Source organism: Cutibacterium acnes (assembly GCF_003030305.1).
Lineage (GTDB): Bacteria > Actinomycetota > Actinomycetes > Propionibacteriales > Propionibacteriaceae > Cutibacterium > Cutibacterium acnes.
This window is the reverse complement of sequence record NZ_CP023676.1, coordinates 798,628-814,874: the sequence shown is the minus strand read 5'-3', so window position 1 is coordinate 814,874 and position 16,247 is coordinate 798,628. Positions and strand designations below refer to the sequence as shown.

14 protein-coding genes and 1 pseudogene are annotated in these 16,247 nt (G+C 60.2%); 8 read left to right on the top strand and 7 right to left on the bottom strand.

All coding sequences use genetic code 11. The annotated features are described in order from the left end of the window. Positions 1-99: 99 nt before the first annotated feature. Both rsmH and mraZ read right to left on the bottom strand, forming a co-directional pair. Complete coding sequence (gene rsmH, locus CPA42_RS04100; protein ID WP_002519126.1) at positions 100-1,113, bottom strand: 16S rRNA (cytosine(1402)-N(4))-methyltransferase RsmH; 1,014 nt, start codon at positions 1,111-1,113, stop codon at positions 100-102. Positions 1,114-1,255: 142 nt separating this feature from the next. Next, positions 1,256-1,684: a division/cell wall cluster transcriptional repressor MraZ gene (gene mraZ, locus CPA42_RS04095; protein WP_002513933.1), complete on the bottom strand. Its 429-nt coding sequence runs from the start codon at positions 1,682-1,684 to the stop codon at positions 1,256-1,258. A gap of 275 nt (positions 1,685-1,959) precedes the next feature. On the opposite strand from mraZ, the gene CPA42_RS04090 reads away from it, so the two are divergent. From CPA42_RS04090 to CPA42_RS04080, 3 genes are read left to right on the top strand one after another with little or no spacing between them, the layout of a single operon-like run. Beyond that, positions 1,960-3,003 carry an AAA family ATPase gene (locus tag CPA42_RS04090; protein ID WP_002515251.1) on the top strand — a complete coding sequence of 348 codons (1,044 nt, stop codon included), beginning with the start codon at positions 1,960-1,962 and terminating at the stop codon, positions 3,001-3,003. Continuing rightward, positions 3,000-4,226 (top strand): DUF58 domain-containing protein, encoded by a 1,227-nt coding sequence (locus tag CPA42_RS04085; RefSeq protein ID WP_002515248.1) that lies wholly within the window; start codon positions 3,000-3,002, stop codon positions 4,224-4,226. The genes CPA42_RS04090 and CPA42_RS04085 overlap by 4 nt, the downstream gene beginning before the upstream one ends. Continuing rightward, on the top strand, positions 4,223-6,436 hold the full coding sequence (locus CPA42_RS04080; RefSeq protein WP_002519128.1) for a transglutaminase TgpA family protein: 2,214 nt from the start codon (positions 4,223-4,225) through the stop codon (positions 6,434-6,436). The genes CPA42_RS04085 and CPA42_RS04080 overlap by 4 nt, the downstream gene beginning before the upstream one ends. Before the next feature lie 26 nt (positions 6,437-6,462). On the opposite strand, the gene CPA42_RS04075 is transcribed toward CPA42_RS04080, so the two are convergent. Next, entirely contained in the window at positions 6,463-6,891 is a 429-nt protein-coding gene (locus CPA42_RS04075) for a DUF3040 domain-containing protein (RefSeq protein WP_002515269.1), read from the bottom strand. Between the two features lie 126 nt (positions 6,892-7,017). On the opposite strand from CPA42_RS04075, the gene gcvT reads away from it, so the two are divergent. Genes gcvT through gcvP form a run of 3 tightly spaced genes read left to right on the top strand, consistent with a single transcriptional unit; the run spans position 7,018 to position 11,535 of the window. After that, positions 7,018-8,133, top strand: a complete 1,116-nt coding sequence (gcvT, locus tag CPA42_RS04070; RefSeq protein ID WP_002515245.1) for a glycine cleavage system aminomethyltransferase GcvT — start codon at positions 7,018-7,020, stop codon at positions 8,131-8,133. Positions 8,134-8,173: 40 nt separating this feature from the next. After that, on the top strand, positions 8,174-8,545 hold the full coding sequence (gene gcvH, locus CPA42_RS04065; RefSeq protein ID WP_002515331.1) for a glycine cleavage system protein GcvH: 372 nt from the start codon (positions 8,174-8,176) through the stop codon (positions 8,543-8,545). After that, positions 8,545-11,535, top strand: coding sequence for an aminomethyl-transferring glycine dehydrogenase (gcvP, locus tag CPA42_RS04060; RefSeq protein ID WP_002515323.1), 2,991 nt, complete (start codon positions 8,545-8,547; stop codon positions 11,533-11,535). Before gcvH ends, gcvP begins: the two co-directional genes overlap by 1 nt. Positions 11,536-11,599: 64 nt before the next feature. Here gcvP and CPA42_RS04055 read toward each other — a convergent pair whose 3' ends face one another. Both CPA42_RS04055 and CPA42_RS04050 read right to left on the bottom strand, forming a co-directional pair. After that, complete coding sequence (locus CPA42_RS04055) at positions 11,600-12,319, bottom strand: FadR/GntR family transcriptional regulator (protein ID WP_002515309.1); 720 nt, start codon at positions 12,317-12,319, stop codon at positions 11,600-11,602. Between the two features lie 170 nt (positions 12,320-12,489). Continuing rightward, positions 12,490-12,750 (bottom strand): FCD domain-containing protein, encoded by a 261-nt coding sequence (locus CPA42_RS04050; protein WP_002518246.1) that lies wholly within the window; start codon positions 12,748-12,750, stop codon positions 12,490-12,492. Between CPA42_RS04050 and CPA42_RS04045 the strand changes: the two are divergent. Then, a pseudogene (locus tag CPA42_RS04045) lies at positions 12,732-13,604 on the top strand (GntT/GntP/DsdX family permease); the annotation flags it as partial. The gene CPA42_RS04050 and the pseudogene CPA42_RS04045 sit on opposite strands and share 19 nt — an antisense overlap. A 72-nt stretch (positions 13,605-13,676) precedes the next feature. Here CPA42_RS04045 and CPA42_RS04040 read toward each other — a convergent pair. Both CPA42_RS04040 and CPA42_RS04035 read right to left on the bottom strand, forming a co-directional pair. Beyond that, positions 13,677-14,135 carry an Hsp20/alpha crystallin family protein gene (locus tag CPA42_RS04040; RefSeq protein WP_002515319.1) on the bottom strand — a complete coding sequence of 153 codons (459 nt, stop codon included), beginning with the start codon at positions 14,133-14,135 and terminating at the stop codon, positions 13,677-13,679. Between the two features lie 120 nt (positions 14,136-14,255). Continuing rightward, positions 14,256-15,050 (bottom strand): alpha/beta fold hydrolase, encoded by a 795-nt coding sequence (locus CPA42_RS04035; RefSeq protein ID WP_002515316.1) that lies wholly within the window; start codon positions 15,048-15,050, stop codon positions 14,256-14,258. Here CPA42_RS04035 and CPA42_RS04030 point away from each other — a divergent pair. Then, positions 15,036-16,202 (top strand): hypothetical protein, encoded by a 1,167-nt coding sequence (locus CPA42_RS04030; protein ID WP_002515325.1) that lies wholly within the window; start codon positions 15,036-15,038, stop codon positions 16,200-16,202. The genes CPA42_RS04035 and CPA42_RS04030 overlap by 15 nt on opposite strands. Positions 16,203-16,247: the final 45 nt, after the last annotated feature.

Genomic DNA, 16,247 nt, shown 5'->3' with positions numbered 1-16,247 from the left:
GACGCACCCGTTGCGGCAGTGCACGCAATACTGGACGCAACGAGGTAGGCCGTGCAGCAGCAGTCCTGGCCTGCTGTGGACGCGGTGCTAGTTCAGCGCTCATCGGCTCTCCTTGGTCGCATGCTGACGGTTAACGGGCCCAGATCGAACCCGCTCAATGACCCGCAACCGTGCCGAGGCGGATCGTGGATTGGTGGCCACCTCATCGGCGTCGGGACGTTCCGCCCCCCGAGTAACAGGGTTGAACTTTGCTGCCATTGACTCGGGGACCATCGGCAATCCGGCTGGGGCTGTATCCGCGCATGCGTCGCGGAAGGCCTCCTTGACGGGGCGGTCCTCCAGGGAGTGATAGGACAACACAGCGATCCGGCCGCCGACATCAAGACGATCGAGAGCTCGCGGGAGCACCGCGGGCAAGGTCTCCATCTCACGGTTAACGGCAATCCGCAGGGCCTGGAAGGTACGCTTGGCGGGATGGCTGTGGCGCTTGCGACGCACTGTGGCAGGAATAGCTTCGGTAATAATCTCGACGAGCCGCCCCGAAGTCTCGATGGGTTGGCGGTCACGTTCGGTAACGATGGCGCGAACAATGCGGTCAGCGAACTTTTCCTCACCGTACTCGCGAAGCATACGCACCAAGGCACCAGGATCAGACTCATTGAGGATCTGGGCAGCAGTACGACCACTGGACTGGTCCATCCGCATGTCCAGCGGGGAATCAACCGAGTACGAGAACCCGCGCTCAACCTCGTCAATTTGGAAAGAGGACAGCCCAAGGTCAAGCAGTACGGAGTCGACATAGTCCAGGCCGAGATCGTCAAGCACCTCAGGAAGTTCGTCATGAACAGCGTGGACGAGATGAACGCGGTCTGCAAAAGGCTCAAGCCGCGCCTCGGCCATTGTCAGGGCCTGCTGATCGCGATCGATACCGACCAACTCAACGTCAGGGAATCGCCTCAGAACAGCCTCAGCATGACCTCCCATACCGAGGGTGCCATCAACATGGACACGTCGACCACTCTTGAGAACGACAGCAAGAAGGTCGAGGATACGGGCACGCATGACGGGGATATGGACAGCATCGCTACCAATGGCATCGGTCGCCATGAGCATCCCTTCCCCGGCATGATATGCCAGCAACGTCTTCGACCGGTGTCGACGACCCGTGATCCGAGGTTCCGTTCCGGCTGAACCACCTGGCACAGGGGAAGTTGTGTCAGGGGGCCCGGTCGGCCCGGACCCGCGGACCGCGAGATCACTGTTCGGCGAAGACCTCCTCGTTCATATCGGCGAAGGCCTCCTCCTGAGCTTCGGAGTACTTCTCCCACTCGGTGGCGTCCCACACCTCAACTCGAGTAATCGCTCCCACCACGACGATCTCTTTATTAAGAGCGGCGTAGCGCCTCAGCATCGGCGGAATCATGACCCGCCCCTGCTTGTCAGGAGCGGTGTCGCTAGCCCCGGCTGCCAGCATGCGCTGATAGTCACGAACCTTCTTGACGCTCACCGATCCCTTGGCGATTTCCCGGGTCATCTCCACGAAAGTTTCGGTCGGGTAGATCGCCAGACACCTGTCCTGGCCTCTGGTGATGACCAACCCATCGTCCAACTCGTCGCGGAACTTCGCCGGTAGAAAGAAGCGGCCCTTCTCGTCGAGCTTGGGAGTATGCGTACCCAGAAACACCGGGCACCTCCTTGCTCCACGATCGAGGCAATTTCCTCCACCTGCCTCCACCATACTCCACGACGCTCCACCCCGTCACCTCCCTTACACCCTTTTCTCCGCTTCTCCCCACTTGCATCGCGTCATACAGCCGTCGCATGGCAACGAAGAATGTCGACATGAACTTGAGCAAGTCGCTCGAACCTGTTCCACGGCTCCCATCGCGATGGAAATAGCGTCACCGCCGCCAGATAACATGGGCTTCGGTCACTGCCGCGCACGCCAGGAGGATCCCGTTGAACCACCGAGAATCACAGCCGGTCATTCCGGCACACGCCCAGCCTCTTGAGACCGTTGATCCGCGTGCCGCATCAATTGATGGTGTGGTGGCCATCACTAACGCGGTCCGGTCGGCCGTCGCAGGGGCGATTGAGGGAAAGAGCGAACGCATCGATACCGCGCTTGTCGTCCTCCTTGCCCAAGGGCATCTGCTGGTGGAGGACGTCCCCGGTGTGGGTAAGACGACACTCGCTCGAGCACTAGGGCGCGCCATTGACTGCACCGTTCACCGCATTCAGTTCACTCCTGACCTACTCCCGTCAGACATCACCGGCGTCAGCGTCTATGACCAAGAGAAGCGGGAATTCGTCTTTAAACCTGGCGGGATTTTCGCCAACATCGTGGTGGGTGACGAAATCAACCGCGCCTCTCCCAAGACCCAGTCAGCTCTGCTCGAGGCCATGGGAGAACGTCAAGTCTCAGCAGATGGCCTGACTCATCCCCTCGAAGCCCCGTTCATGGTGATGGCCACCCAAAACCCCATTGAGATGGAGGGCACGTACCGCCTACCAGAGGCCCAACGTGACCGATTTATGGCTCGTATCACTATGGGTTATCCAACGCGATCAGCAGAGCTTGCCATGCTCGAGCATCATGGCGCGACCTCTCCTCTTGATGAGGTCAGACCAGTTACCGACACTCAGACGATCCGAAGGCTCATTTCGACCGTACTTGGAGTGCACGTAGCCGTTGACATTCACGAGTACGTCCTCGACATCATCGGCGCCACCCGCTCACACGAGAGCATTCGGTTGGGAGCATCTCCCCGCGCAGCCCTCCACTTGGTCCGCGCGTGCCGAGCTCGCGCGGCCATGAGTGGACGCGACTACGTCATCCCCGACGACGTTCAGGCTCTCGCTGCGCCGATCTTGGCTCACCGATTGGTCTTTTCTGGACGCAGTGGAATCGCCAGCCATGAGTCTGCCCGGGCAGCCGAGTCAGTCATTGGGTCAATTCTGCGTCAGGTTCCCCTGCCTGAGCGGGCGCATCAAGACCGATGAGCGCCGCCTCAACGTCCAGCGCCCCTCGCCGTCAGGGACTGCTCACACTACGAGGACGCACGGTCGGGATCGTGGGGATCGTGCTCACGATCATCGGCCTCAGCATTGACCAGCGTGGCCTGGCGAGAATTGGGTTTCTCCTTATCCTGCTGCCGCTGATAGCCATTAGTGTCGTCGCATGGTTTCGACCGCGCGTGCAGACCGCGCGGAGTCTCGCTCCAATGCGGATAGCGTTAGGCTCCCAAGCCTGCGAAACCGTCACGGTAGAGCGTCGTGGCGGACTACCACTTGGAGCAGCCCGATTCACCGATACCATCCCCGCGCCGCTAGGCCAGTCACGATGGTCGACGGCCACCATCCAGACCCCAGTCATACCTACTACACGTGGTCGATTCGTGATCGGCCCCGTCATGATGCGCACCGTCGACCCGTTTGGCATGGCCCGCCATCACACCGATCTCGGTCAGGTTGCCGAAGTCATTGTCACGCCAAGGATCGTCGATTTGGGCGCCTCCGGGGAGCTCGGGGGTCAGGGATTCGACACAAGGTCCTCAGCGATCCATGCCGGACGACGTGGTCCCGACGATGCCATGGTGCGCGATTGGCACACCGGAGACTCGGTGCGACGCATTCACTGGCGCTCCACCGCTCACCGCGGGGACCTCATGGTCCGATGCGAGGAGCAGGCCTGGAACCCATCCGTCGTCATCGTGTTGGATTCTCGGGCTCGGCGTCACGTTGGAACTGGCCCCGACGCATCCTTTGAATGGGCCGTCAACGCGGTGGCATCCATCTCGACGCGTCTGGCTTCCGACGGATACGTCACTCACGTGTGTGACTCATCCGGCACGCTCAAGGGCGATATTCTCGACGCCCTCGTCGACGAACCGCTGCGTCCCGACACCGCCCTGACCAAGGCTATCGAGTCATGCCAGGGAATTGACGGCCCGGCGATCGCCATCCTCGGCCGGTTGGAGACGACCGATATTGATCCTCTCGTGGACTTGAGACGGGACCGGGTCGCTGGCCTTGCCCTTGTCCTAGATTCCGATACCTTCACCGCTCGACGATTCCGCAGCCCCCTTGAGCAGGCCGAGGAGCACGAGCGTGCCGTCGCAGAGTTGGATGATGCTGGGTGGGCAGTCGTTCCCGTCGATTCTCGCACCTCTATCGATTCGGCATGGCAGAACTTGCTGCAGACCGCAAGGACGGCAGCTTTATGACAAACCCACGTCGTGCCGCTCAGCCTGTCACCCAGCTGTCCGAACATCTCGATCTGACCAAGGCATCTGAGTACCCCGGCCTTCTGGCTATTCACCTCGCGGTAGCCCTGGCCATGATGTTGGCCACCTTTTCGCTGATAGGGCTCACTACCGATCCGTCTTTTTGGATCGGTCCGACTGCCGTCATCGTCTTCCTCGAAGTCGTCGGCCTGCTGTGCCGACACCACCACTGGGACCACGCCGAGGTACAAGGCGTGCAAGCCATTCTCGTCGTCGTCATCGTCGTGATGATGGGAGGCATCAGTGCATCGGCGGTTGGTTCCTCCGGCTCATTCCCGGTTAATGCCCTTCATCTGTATCGCGACACCCTCACTCTGATCCAGACGACCGATGGACATCTTCCCCCGTCAATCGGGGTTATCTGGTTGACAACGACCGTGGTGGCGGTTCTGACTGTTCTGGCAGACCTGCTAACCATTACTCTCGAAAGCCCTGGGTGGTCTCTCGCTCCGCTGCTAGTTATCCATCTTGCGGCGGTTCTCATCGTCAGACACGACACGCCCTGGTGGAGTTTCGCCTTGGTCGCGGCGAGCTGGCTCATCATCCTCACCGTCGATCATGCGCTTCGAGGAGGTGGCCCTCTGACCTGGTTGGCCGCGGCTATATTCAGTATTATCGCCATCACGATCGCTACAGTGTTCGCCGCGATCGCACCCGTCTGGGGACATCTTGACTTCTCTCGCCCAGCAGCGGCCCCGTCGAGTCCGGTACGGATGAGTGATCCGACCATCGAACTGCGTCGCAATCTCCATAACACATCGACGGCATCAGTCATCACCTACACCACTAATAGCCCTGACGGTGAATACCTGCGCATGACCTCCCTATCGAAGGTGACTGATCGAGGGTGGGGCCTCATCCCAGTTGATCTAGAACACTCTGCCCCTGAATCTGTACCGGGATTGTTTGGCCCGTCACGAACTCGTACGGTCGATATCAATATCACTGGGTTTTCTTCACAGTATTTACCCGCCCCCTATGGACCAATTGCTGCGGACGTCGATCAGACCTGGGCGTGGGACCCACAGGATCTGACGATTGTCTCAACCTCTGCTGATCACGACCATGCAACCTCCGATATGCAGTACAGCATTTCGGCGCAGGAGCCCGACCCCGATCCAGTAACCTTCGATAACGCGAAGGCCGGCACCCCAAATAACTCGGTGTACACCGAAGTCCCTGCTAACGTTCCATCCAGCATAAGGGACTTAACTAGCCGAATTATCAAGGGGAAATCTACCCCCGTAACCAAGGCCATCGCGATTCAAAACTGGCTTCGTGACAGCGCTCGATTCCATTACGACATCAACGCACCCGAAGGTGACGGCTATCAAGTACTGGAAAACTTCTTGCTGCGCACCCACCGTGGTTATTGCATCCATTTCGCGGCGTCAATGGCACTTATGGCACGACTTGAAGGTATTCCGTCACGCGTATCCGTGGGGTTCCTTCCCGGCGATCATGCAAGAGACACCTGGAAGATACGCGCCAACCAGATGCACGCTTGGCCCGAGTTGTACTTCCAGGACTACGGATGGGTTAGGTTCGAGCCGACCGCAGCGGTGGCACCAGCTCCCACCTGGACCGACAAGGAAACCACTATTCCTTCCCCCTCCTCCACCCCATCGTCATCCCCGACTCCTTCGACACAGACCTCCACCCCATCGCCTGAGCCATCCCCGGCAGCTGCACATACTTCGACACCCACCAGCAGCCCCGCACCTATCAGTACCGCCGACCATGAAGGCTTCAATTGGGCACCTCTCAGTGCAGTCCTCGTCATTCTCGTCATACTCGCGCTGCCAATGCTCATTCGCATGCTCATCTCACGCCGCAGGATTACCCGTGGTTCGATAGCCGGCATTTGGCGGGAAATCCGCGACCTGTGGATCGATCACGGTTTGGCCTGGCCTGACGGTACCCCGCGTCGTCAAGCCGCGGCCTTAGTCACCGACATGGATCCGGACACCTCCGCTGCGGTCAAGAAGCTGGCCCTGGCAGAGGAGATGGACCGCTGGTCTAGCAAGGATGGTCATGACAACTCTCTTCCCGACGATCTCGGGGCTGTCAAGGCCTGGTTAGCACGAACCCCCACCCCCAGGCCACACTGGCTGGCGACCTGGTTACCGACATCCCTTGTCAAAAAGTGAAAGTCACCGCGACTGACGACGGAGTGTTACCTCGACTGACGTCGACGCCAGCGCTCTTCCATTCGAGCGGTGAAGGATTCGGAATGGGGCTCGCGTTGCCCACCACGTGGTCTAACTCCGCTGCTCCGTGGCATCACACCTCCACCGGTCGACAGCAGTACTCCGACGGCGAGGGCCATAATGGCGAAACCGACAACAGCAAGAACTCCACTGGTGAGGACCACCCCACCGACAACGCCCGCTAAACCCAGCAGCACCATGACAGACCCGAGAAGAATCTGACGGCGTCGAGCCCGACGATGCTGCATACGTCGCTGCTCTAAAGCATTGCGACTGGGGTGAGGACAAGTCGCGGAAGCACGCCGAGAGAAAGACCGAGCAAAGTCAAGATCGTCAGTGGACAGCGCTTCCTCAAGCTCGGCGAGCCGCCGCTGCTCCTCTGCTGACAAGGGCATCTCGAACTCCTACCTGACCTGCCGCGGAGTTCGCTGGAATGGACTCCGTCGTACGCCGCTCAGTCTACTTCCTCAGTTCTCCCTACGAGCAAGCACACGGTCCCTCGTCATGCCATACTTCGAAGCATGACTACGCTTCGACGTACACCACTGGCGGCCGTACACGAGAGCCTCGGAGCATCCTTCACCGATTTCGCGGGCTGGAACATGCCCGTGCGGTACTCCTCCGACCTGGCCGAACACCACGCCGTCCGCAAGAATGCCGGCATCTTCGACCTATCCCACATGGGAGAAATCAGGATCTCTGGCCCTGATTCTGGAGCTGCCCTCGATTACGCCTTGGCCGGCAAGCTCTCCGCTGTGGCGGAAGGCCGCGCGAAGTATTCCCTCCTACTCACAGACGAGGGGGGTGTCGTTGATGACCTCGTGACCTACCACCTGCCTGACGGTGACTACCTCGTCGTTGCCAATGCTGCCAATGCCGAAACTGATCTCGCAGAGTTCACCAAGCGCTGTGCACGGTTCGACGTCACCGTCACAGACGAGTCAGCCCAGACCGCCCTCGTCGCCGTGCAAGGCCCCAAAGCTGTGACGATCGTGCTGGCGGCCCTCCAGAAGGCTAATACCACCCTCGACTCCGACGAGGTCCGCGACGTCAAGTACTACCGTTGCCTCACCGGAGAACTGGATGGTTTCCCCGTGCTCGTCGCTCGCACCGGTTACACCGGGGAGGACGGCTACGAGCTGTACGTTCCGGCCGAAGCCGCCGAGCATCTGTGGCAGCTCCTCATGGACGCTGGCGGCGAGGATCTCACACCGTGCGGTCTCGCCTGCCGTGACACTCTGCGCCTGGAAGCCGGGATGCCTCTCTACGGACACGAATTGGGCACCGACATCCATCCCTCTCAAGCCGGGCTTGGGCGAGTCGTCAATTTCAAGAAGGAGGGCGACTTCGTCGGTCGCTGCGCCCTCGAGAACCGCGATACCACTACCGATCGTATGTTAGTCGGGCTGGCCGGGGAAGGGCGCCGAGCTGGGCGTGCTGGATATGCTGTCGTGAACGAGGGCAAAACGGTCGGAGCCATCACCTCCGGCATCCTCTCCCCCACTCTGGGTCATCCCATCGCAATGGCTTTCGTTGATCCTGACGTCGCTAAGACCGGCACCTCGCTTAGCGTTGATGTGCGGGGCAAAGCCCTCAACACTACCGTCGTCGAATTACCGTTCTACAAGCGGTCCTGACCCCAACCACAATCCCCACACAAAATACTTAGGAGCAGACATGGAACTGTCCGAACTCAAGTACTCCGCCGAGCACGAGTGGGTCGCCGTTGATGGTGACACCGTGACCGTAGGCATCACCGACTACGCCGCAGAGGCCCTGGGTGACGTCGTCTTTGTCGACGTCCCCGAGGTCGGCAGCGATGTTTCTGCCGGATCCGCCATTGGCGAGGTCGAATCGACTAAATCGGTCTCCGACCTCTTTAGCCCCGTGACGGGCACCGTCTCGGAAGTTAATGAGGCCATCACCGAGTCTCCCGAGCTTGTCAACTCCGATCCGTTCGGACAGGGATGGTTGTTCAAGGTTTCCGGTGGTCAGCTGGGTGACGACCTCATGGACCGTAACGCCTACCTCAAGCTCACCGCCGAGTGATGATCATGACTGACCACGCTGAGAATCGGTGCGGCCTCGAAGGGCCGCACCCTTTCTCGAGCCGCCACGTTGGATCCGTCGAAGACGACCTGCGATACATCGCCGAGACCATCGGGGTGACGAGTCCCGAGCAGATCATTCGCGACGCCATCCCAGCCTCTGTGCTCGACTCCAATGAGGGGGAGTCCTCCGTTCGCACCCCGAGCTTTCCCCCTGCCGCCGCCGAAACGACCGCTCGCGCTGAACTCGTCGAGATCGCCTCAGGAAACCGCGTTACTCGTGCCCTCATTGGGCGTGGCTACTACGGCACGCTTACCCCGTCGGTGATTCGCCGCAACATCCTGGAGAATCCCTCCTGGTACACCGCCTATACCCCGTACCAGCCCGAGATCTCCCAGGGCCGACTCGAGATGCTAACGATCTACCAGCAGCTCATCACCGACCTTACTAGGCTCGCCCTGGCAAGCTCTTCCCTCCTCGATGAGGCAACCGCTGCTTCCGAGGGGATGCTGCTAGCCCGTCGCGCCGCTCGCAAGGTAAAGTTCAACCGCTTCTTGGTGCATACTCACCTCTTTGACCAGGTGCGAGACGTCGTCCTGGGCCACGCTGAAGCAACTGGAATTGAGGTTGTTGAGGCTGACCTTCGTGACCCACAGTCGTGGCGCCCCGAGGTTGAGGCTGGCTGCTTCGGCGTCCTCGCCCCTTATCCCGACAGCACTGGCGCACTGTGGAACCCTTCTGAAGTATTCGACGCTGTTCACAAAGTTGGCGGTATCACCATCGCCGAGTGTGACTTGCTCTCGCTAACTCTGCTGGCTCCGCCGGGTGAGCTAGGTGCTGACGTCGCCGTCGGCTCGTCGCAACGCTTCGGCGTCCCGATGGGTGATGGCGGACCGCACGCGGCTTACATGTCGGTTCGTTCTGGTCTGGAGCGTCAGATCCCAGGACGACTCGTCGGTGTGTCAACTGATGCTGACGGGAACCCCGCTTACCGGCTGGCCTTGCAGACCCGTGAACAGCACATCCGCCGTGACAAGGCCACGAGCAATATCTGTACCGCTCAGGTGCTCCTCGCTGTAGTCGCCGCTGCCTATGCCGTGTGGCACGGGCCGACGGGACTAACACGTATCGCCAGACAAGTCACAGATCGAGCCCATCAGCTTGCTAGCGCCTTGCGCGCAGCGGGTCTTGACGTCGCCGATCAGCAGTTTTTCGACACCATCCGCATACGCACGAAGGGCGGAGCGAAGGAGCTGTGGAACCGAGCCCGCGAAGGTGGGTACACCCTCGATCTCGTTGACGGGGACATCCTCCAGATATCGGTTGACGAGACCGTCACCGACGACGAGCTTCGGGAACTCACCCAGCTCCTGGGTGGCAATACTGACGAGATTCGTGGCCCGGCCGACGGGGCGTGGCCGGAGGATCTGCGCCGCACTTCCTCCTTCATGACGCATCCGGTCTTTTCCAGCTACCACACCGAGACCACCATGATGCGCTATCTCAAGCGTTTGGCGGATCGCGATTATGGTCTGGACCGCGGCATGATCCCGCTCGGTTCGTGCACGATGAAACTCAATGCCGCTGCCGAGATGGAGGCTATGACTTGGCCGGCTTTCTCACAGATGCACCCCTTCGCCCCGGTCGAGGACCAAGCCGGTAGCCTGCGCCTCATCCGTGACCTCGAGATCTGGTTGGCCGAGCTCACCGGCTATGACACTGTCTCCCTGCAGCCCAATGCAGGTTCCCAGGGCGAGTACACCGGTCTGGCAGCCATCCGTGGCTATCACGTCTCTCGCGGTGATACTGAGCGTAATGTGTGCCTGGTTCCGGCCTCCGCGCATGGCACTAATGCCGCCTCGGCCGCTTCGGCAGGCCTCAGGGTTGTCGTCGTCAAGTCGCATGACGACGGCACTATCGACCGTGATGATCTGGCTGCCAAGATAGCTGCTAACGAGGGGCGCATCGCCGCGATCATGATCACCTACCCGTCAACTCACGGCGTCTATGAAGACGGCGTGCGACAGGTCTGCGACATGGTCCACGAGGCAGGCGGACAGGTCTACATCGACGGAGCAAACTTTAATGCCCTCGTCGGATGGGGACAGTTCGCCCGCATCGGCGGTGACGTGAGCCACCTCAACCTGCACAAGACCTTCGCCATCCCGCATGGAGGCGGCGGTCCTGGTGTTGGACCGGTTGCAGCGAAGGCTCACCTAGCTCCTTTCCTGCCCGGCCATCCCCTCAACCCGCGCAACGAGCATCCGCTCAATGGCGGCGGGACGGTTACCCACAACGGACATGCCGTATCTGCTGCGCCGTTTGGGTCGGTGTCCGTACTTCCTATTTCCTGGGCGTACCTGCGGCTCATGGGCCTAAAAGGATTGCAATTCGCGACTGAGGTGGCGGTTCTCAATGCCAACTACATCGCCCACCGACTCCACGACAAAATCCCGATCCTCTACACCGGACAGAATGGCTACGTGGCTCACGAATGCATTCTTGATCTACGTCCATTGACTGCCGAGACAGGGATCACCGTCGACGACGTCGCCAAGCGCCTCATCGACTACGGATTCCACGCCCCGACGATGAGCTTCCCGGTAGCTGGGACCCTCATGGTCGAGCCCACCGAATCGGAGGACCTCGCCGAGCTGGACCGCTTCTGCGACGCCATGCTGGCGATCGTCGAAGAAGCCCGAATGGTGCAGTCGGGCCACTGGCCGGCTGACGACAACCCGTTGATTAATGCTCCGCATCCAGCGGCTCGTCTGGTAGCCGACGAGTGGAACCACCCTTACTCCCGCGAGTTAGGCTGCTACCCCGGTATGCGTTTGGGGATCCAGCGTGACCAAGAACGTGGCCTGGACGTCAACACCGTCACCCGCATCCAAGCCAAGTACTGGCCGCCGGTGGGTCGTGTCGACAACACCTACGGTGACCGCCACCTGGTGTGTTCTTGCCCGCCTCCGGAGGCATTCGAAGACTGACCTGACGCACAGCTGGCCGGGTCCGGTCCAGATCGGACCCGGCCAGCTTGATGTATTACCCGGTTTAGTGTGCGACACCGGCCGGACCGCTCACCACCGTGGGCTGAGGCAATACTCGTCCGAGCCCCAGGACGAGGGCCCGGGTAGACTGCTCAGCCGCGTCCGGATCACTCATCGTGATAGCGTCAAGAATGTCGCGGTGCTGCACGAGATCGGCCCCGTCTTCACTTGTAAGGTTGCGGTCATCGTATTGTTCAGCAAAGTAGCCAAGCAGCATCGGAACATGGGCGATGTACAGCGGATTGCGAGTAGCAGCCAAAAGGCTTCGGTGAAAAGCGTGCTCATGTTTGGCGAAACTAGTCGAGTCATCATTTCGGATCGCCTCAGTCATACCGGAGACAGCGTCCTGTAATCCCTTGAGATCTGTGCCGTCAGCACGCTCAGCTGCAAGTCGAGCAGCCGTGGGTTCCAGGGCTATCCGCAATTCGTTCGTCCAGCTCATCTCCTGCTCACGCTTGTTGCCAGACATGTGCCAGTGCACCACCTTGGGTGACAACACGTCCCATTGGTTGGAAGGCAGTACCGTCACGCCGACGTGACGCCGGGAACGCACCAGGTTTAGGGATTCGAGGATCTTGACTGCTTCACGACAAACGGAACGGGACGCTGCTGATTCCTGCTCAATGTCCCCCAACCGCAGTACGTCACCGGCTTGCAAGTCACCGTCGACAATGCGAGCACCTAGACGACTGGCCACCGATGAAGCGAGGAATTCCTGAGACATGACAGGAACGATAACGCATGCCAAGCCGACAAGGCCCGATGCCTCTGGGAGGCCTCACTAAAGTGCATCTTTGGGACCGTGTAACAGCACCTTAGCAACACTAATATCCTATTCACAGGATACAAACGTATGATTTCTTCTGTACTGACTCGACTCGCCTCGTTCCCCCATTATTTCGATGCTGCAAACATCGAGGAACTCATAGCCTGATGTGCCTCAGTGACGATTTGCCTCATCGCTGCGGCAGCGGCTTTGGCGTCATGGGCAGCTACGGCATCAGCCATGCTGCGATGGAATCCGATGGCTTCCTGTTTGGGCTCAAAGGGCATGAGACGGACACGCCCCTCTAGCACAGCAGCGACGATCCTGACAGGGGATGCCACCAACGGGTTATGAGAGGCCTGGAGCATGACCACCTCATCCGGGCCCATTGGCCGCCATTGGGCTGCTCAAAGCAGACCTCGGCATCACCCTCGGGCTCGGTGTCCTTATTGCCATACCGACGGTTGTTGTTGCTGGCCCGCTGTTCTCGCGGCTCGCAGCTCGATGGGTGCCCGTTGATGCGCCTGACCTCTTCCTTAATTCTGACGAGAATGGCCGTTGCGGTATTGTCCCTGGTCGCCCAAGGTTCTCCGTCACCTTGATGACCGTCCTGCTACCTGTCGTCCTCATGATGGGCAAGGCCCTCGCCGATATCTTCGCTCTCAAAGGCACCGCCGTCCGCAGTATCTTGGATTTCCTTGGCGAGCCGATGTTTGCCTTGCTGCTGACAACCCTGCTGGCGATCTTTACCCTGGGCAAGGTTTCCGGCATGAACCGGGACGCTATGAGCGACAGTGTGGGGGCGGCGCTGCCCCCGATCGCTGGCATCTTACTCACCGTCGCCGCCGGCGGTGGGTTTAAGCAGATCCTCGTCGACACTGGTATTGCCAAGCTACTAGGCAACGGCATTACCCAGTCCTCGATCTCCCCGCTACTGATGGCCTGGCTCGTCGCTGTCGTCATCCGGTTGGCGACCGGCTCAGCGACGGTGGCAACCGTCACCGCAGCCGGCATCCTGGAACCGGTGGCAGCCAGCTTGCCGTCCGCCCACGCGGCACTGCTGGTTCTGGCGATCGGCTGCGGTTCGGTTTTCTTCTCACACGTCAATGACGCCGGTTTCTGGCTCATCAAGGAATACTTCGGTATCTCAGTGGGACAAACCATTAAGAGTTGGTCGCTCATGGAGACGGCGCTGTCAGTCTGCGGAGTGCTCCTGGTGCTGCTGGTCTCCGTCATCGTCTGACTTCACCGATACCTGACGCGCGACGGCCGGTCCCCGAATGAAGGAACCGGCCGACACGTCAATCTGAGAACTTCACTGCTCCTGGTGCTCACCTGAACCGACCTGAGCCTGGTCGGTCATGGCGTCGATGGTGGTCGAGCCGTGTCGGACCTCTACCTTGCGCGGCTTAGCAGTCTCAGCTACGGGGATCGTCAAAGTCAGCACGCCGTCGGTGTACTCGGCGGTGATGCGATCGGTAGCCAGGCCATGACCGAGGGTGAGTTGACGGGCGAAGGTGCCCATAGCCCGCTCCCGGGACAGCCACTGCGCCTCCTTAGCCACCTTGGCGGCACGCTCGGCGCGAATCGTCAACGTGCGATCGTCGACGTCGATATCAATGGACGCTGGATCAACTCCTGGAAGGTCCACGGCGACGGTGTAGTCATCTCCTTCACGGTAGAGATCCATGGGAACGGCGACAGTCGCCGGCGTCCTGGTGACGTCGGAGAGCAGCCGGTCCATTTCACGGATGGGGTCAAAAGTACGAGCCATGTCAACACTCCTACGGCTTCAGTAGATTTCTGCCTCGACTCGGTTTGAGTCGTTATGACTCAATTTTAACCATGAGCACTCCCGACTCAATAACCAGGTTGAGCGCAGTTCGCTCAAGGCTCACACGTCCTGGATCCCGTTATGCCGACGATTGGCGTATTTTCCATTCGTCAGGAATGGCACGGCGATGTCACAGAACTCGTCACCCTTGGTGATGTGGGTGCGGTGTCCGCCGTCAATGGTCATGATCCGAGCGTCAGGAAGGGCACGTGCCACGTCACTCAGCCGGTCCTGACGTAGGTACGACGCCTTGCCACCCCCGACGACAAGGACTGGCATGATCATCCGAGATAATCCATCCCACCACTGGGGGTGGGGTTTCAGTAGCTCACGGCTGACCTTCCACACCATTTTTGGGTCGAACCTCTTGCGTCCAGCAAACGCCGCAACCTCCATGAAGATGGCGTCGACGTACGTCCGCATCGGAGGTGGATCCTGACGAACTCGACGCGGTACGGGCATCTCCTCTAGCAAGACACGGTCGACGCGATCCGGCTGACGTTGTGCAACCATGGACGAGACCAGAGCCCCAAGGGAATGGCCTACTAAGGCGCACTTGTCGACCTTCAAAGCATCCATCTGCTCGATGACATCAGTCGCAAAAGCCTCAAGGGGATAGTCGGTCCCCGCCCCCCGACGGATGCCAATTGGGCCGTGTCCGAGTAAAGAGAGCTGATGGACGATGACACCTTCAATATTGAACGCCAGTACGAGCCCGCCCCAGGTCGTTGGCGAGCTGGTGATTCCATGGATGGCGACAACAGGAAGATCCGTGTTCACCTCTGGCACGATACCGTCAGTCGTTGGTTCAATCGGATCGTTGCAGGAGGCACAGATACGATGGGAACGGTCCATATCGTCGGAGACGAACTCGTCGCTCTGGCCGCCGCCTTACGGCTAGCCCAGATGAGGCATAAGGTCACCATTATCTCCTCCTCCCCGCGTTGGCTCGAGAGCGCTGAGCGTCCTCTTGCCCCTGAACTCGGCGCTACCCTCCAAATCCCCTCCGCATGGCGAGACCTGTTCGCCAAGTCAGGCCGGGCAATGGAAGCTGAATTGGTAGGTATAGGGCTCAATCTCGTTACAGAGCCCGATACTCAGATCAGCTCAAGTATGGCGGATATCTCCCTCCCGACGGACAGAGGTGCACAGATCCACACGGTCCGTGACAGGTACGGACACCGCATCGCTCATAAGTGGCGTGATGTTCTCGATCACGCCGACACCATCTGGCAAGCTCGGCGCCAGTACGGGGTCGAGCATGCGGTGACCTCCCGACCCGAGCCGCTCCCCGAGCCGCTCCACGTCGACCTTCCCTCCCCGCTGGCCGAGCTGTCAGCTGACGAAACAAGGCTCGCCATCACCCGGATCTTTGGCTGCTGGAATCTCGTCGGCCGTGATGGCCCAACTGATCTGCAACCCCTGTTGACCTTACTGAACAAGCGGCTGACCCGACGCGGTGTCATCGTTGATCCTTCACCGAATGACTCCCCAAACGCGATCATCGACACGACGGCACCAGCTCCCCGACGCTCCCGGTGGCATCGCCCGGCTCGTCCATGGAGTTCTCCCATCATCACTGTCAGCACCTCAGGCGAGATGCCCTCGAATCATGGCATGGCCCACCGGCTGGACTGGAAGGCCGAAGGGCTCGTCGAAACGTGGTCCTGGTGGGATGGCGCACAAGCCCGCCGGATCTGTCACGACTACACCCGTCCCATCCCGAATCCGGAACTGGGTACTGCGTGGTCGGCTTGGCGAGACCGTCCTCCCATGGTCTGGCGCCAAGAAGGACCAATCCCGGTACTAGCGGCCTCCCCCGCATCACATGGCGGCCCAGAACCTTGGGCCCGGCTGCTCACTGGAGCATTGGCTGCGTACCTGACCCACGAAAGACTCACCGGGGAAGATATCCGGCCAAGCAATAAGGCTATCGGTGCAGCCGGGCGCCCCAGAAGAAGTCACAGTTCCACTGACAGGGTCTCGACGCGTAGACTTGACCGTTAGCCCCACGGCACCGCGCCTGGAGGCAAACATCTCGTGAAGGACGAC

What these genes read in the sequence shown, in the direction of transcription:
- gcvT (WP_002515245.1), top strand. Translation starts at nt 7,018, where the DNA reads ATGACTACGCTTCGACGTACACCACTGGCGGCCGTACACGAGAGCCTC.
- CPA42_RS04030 (WP_002515325.1), top strand. Translation starts at nt 15,036, where the DNA reads ATGGGAACGGTCCATATCGTCGGAGACGAACTCGTCGCTCTGGCCGCC.
- CPA42_RS04035 (WP_002515316.1), bottom strand. Translation starts at nt 15,050, where the DNA reads ATGGACCGTTCCCATCGTATCTGTGCCTCCTGCAACGATCCGATTGAA.
- gcvH (WP_002515331.1), top strand. Translation starts at nt 8,174, where the DNA reads ATGGAACTGTCCGAACTCAAGTACTCCGCCGAGCACGAGTGGGTCGCC.
- CPA42_RS04075 (WP_002515269.1), bottom strand. Translation starts at nt 6,891, where the DNA reads ATGCCCTTGTCAGCAGAGGAGCAGCGGCGGCTCGCCGAGCTTGAGGAA.
- CPA42_RS04085 (WP_002515248.1), top strand. Translation starts at nt 3,000, where the DNA reads ATGAGCGCCGCCTCAACGTCCAGCGCCCCTCGCCGTCAGGGACTGCTC.
- CPA42_RS04040 (WP_002515319.1), bottom strand. Translation starts at nt 14,135, where the DNA reads ATGGCTCGTACTTTTGACCCCATCCGTGAAATGGACCGGCTGCTCTCC.
- rsmH (WP_002519126.1), bottom strand. Translation starts at nt 1,113, where the DNA reads ATGCTCATGGCGACCGATGCCATTGGTAGCGATGCTGTCCATATCCCC.
- CPA42_RS04050 (WP_002518246.1), bottom strand. Translation starts at nt 12,750, where the DNA reads ATGGGCCCGGATGAGGTGGTCATGCTCCAGGCCTCTCATAACCCGTTG.
- CPA42_RS04080 (WP_002519128.1), top strand. Translation starts at nt 4,223, where the DNA reads ATGACAAACCCACGTCGTGCCGCTCAGCCTGTCACCCAGCTGTCCGAA.
- CPA42_RS04055 (WP_002515309.1), bottom strand. Translation starts at nt 12,319, where the DNA reads ATGTCTCAGGAATTCCTCGCTTCATCGGTGGCCAGTCGTCTAGGTGCT.
- gcvP (WP_002515323.1), top strand. Translation starts at nt 8,545, where the DNA reads ATGATCATGACTGACCACGCTGAGAATCGGTGCGGCCTCGAAGGGCCG.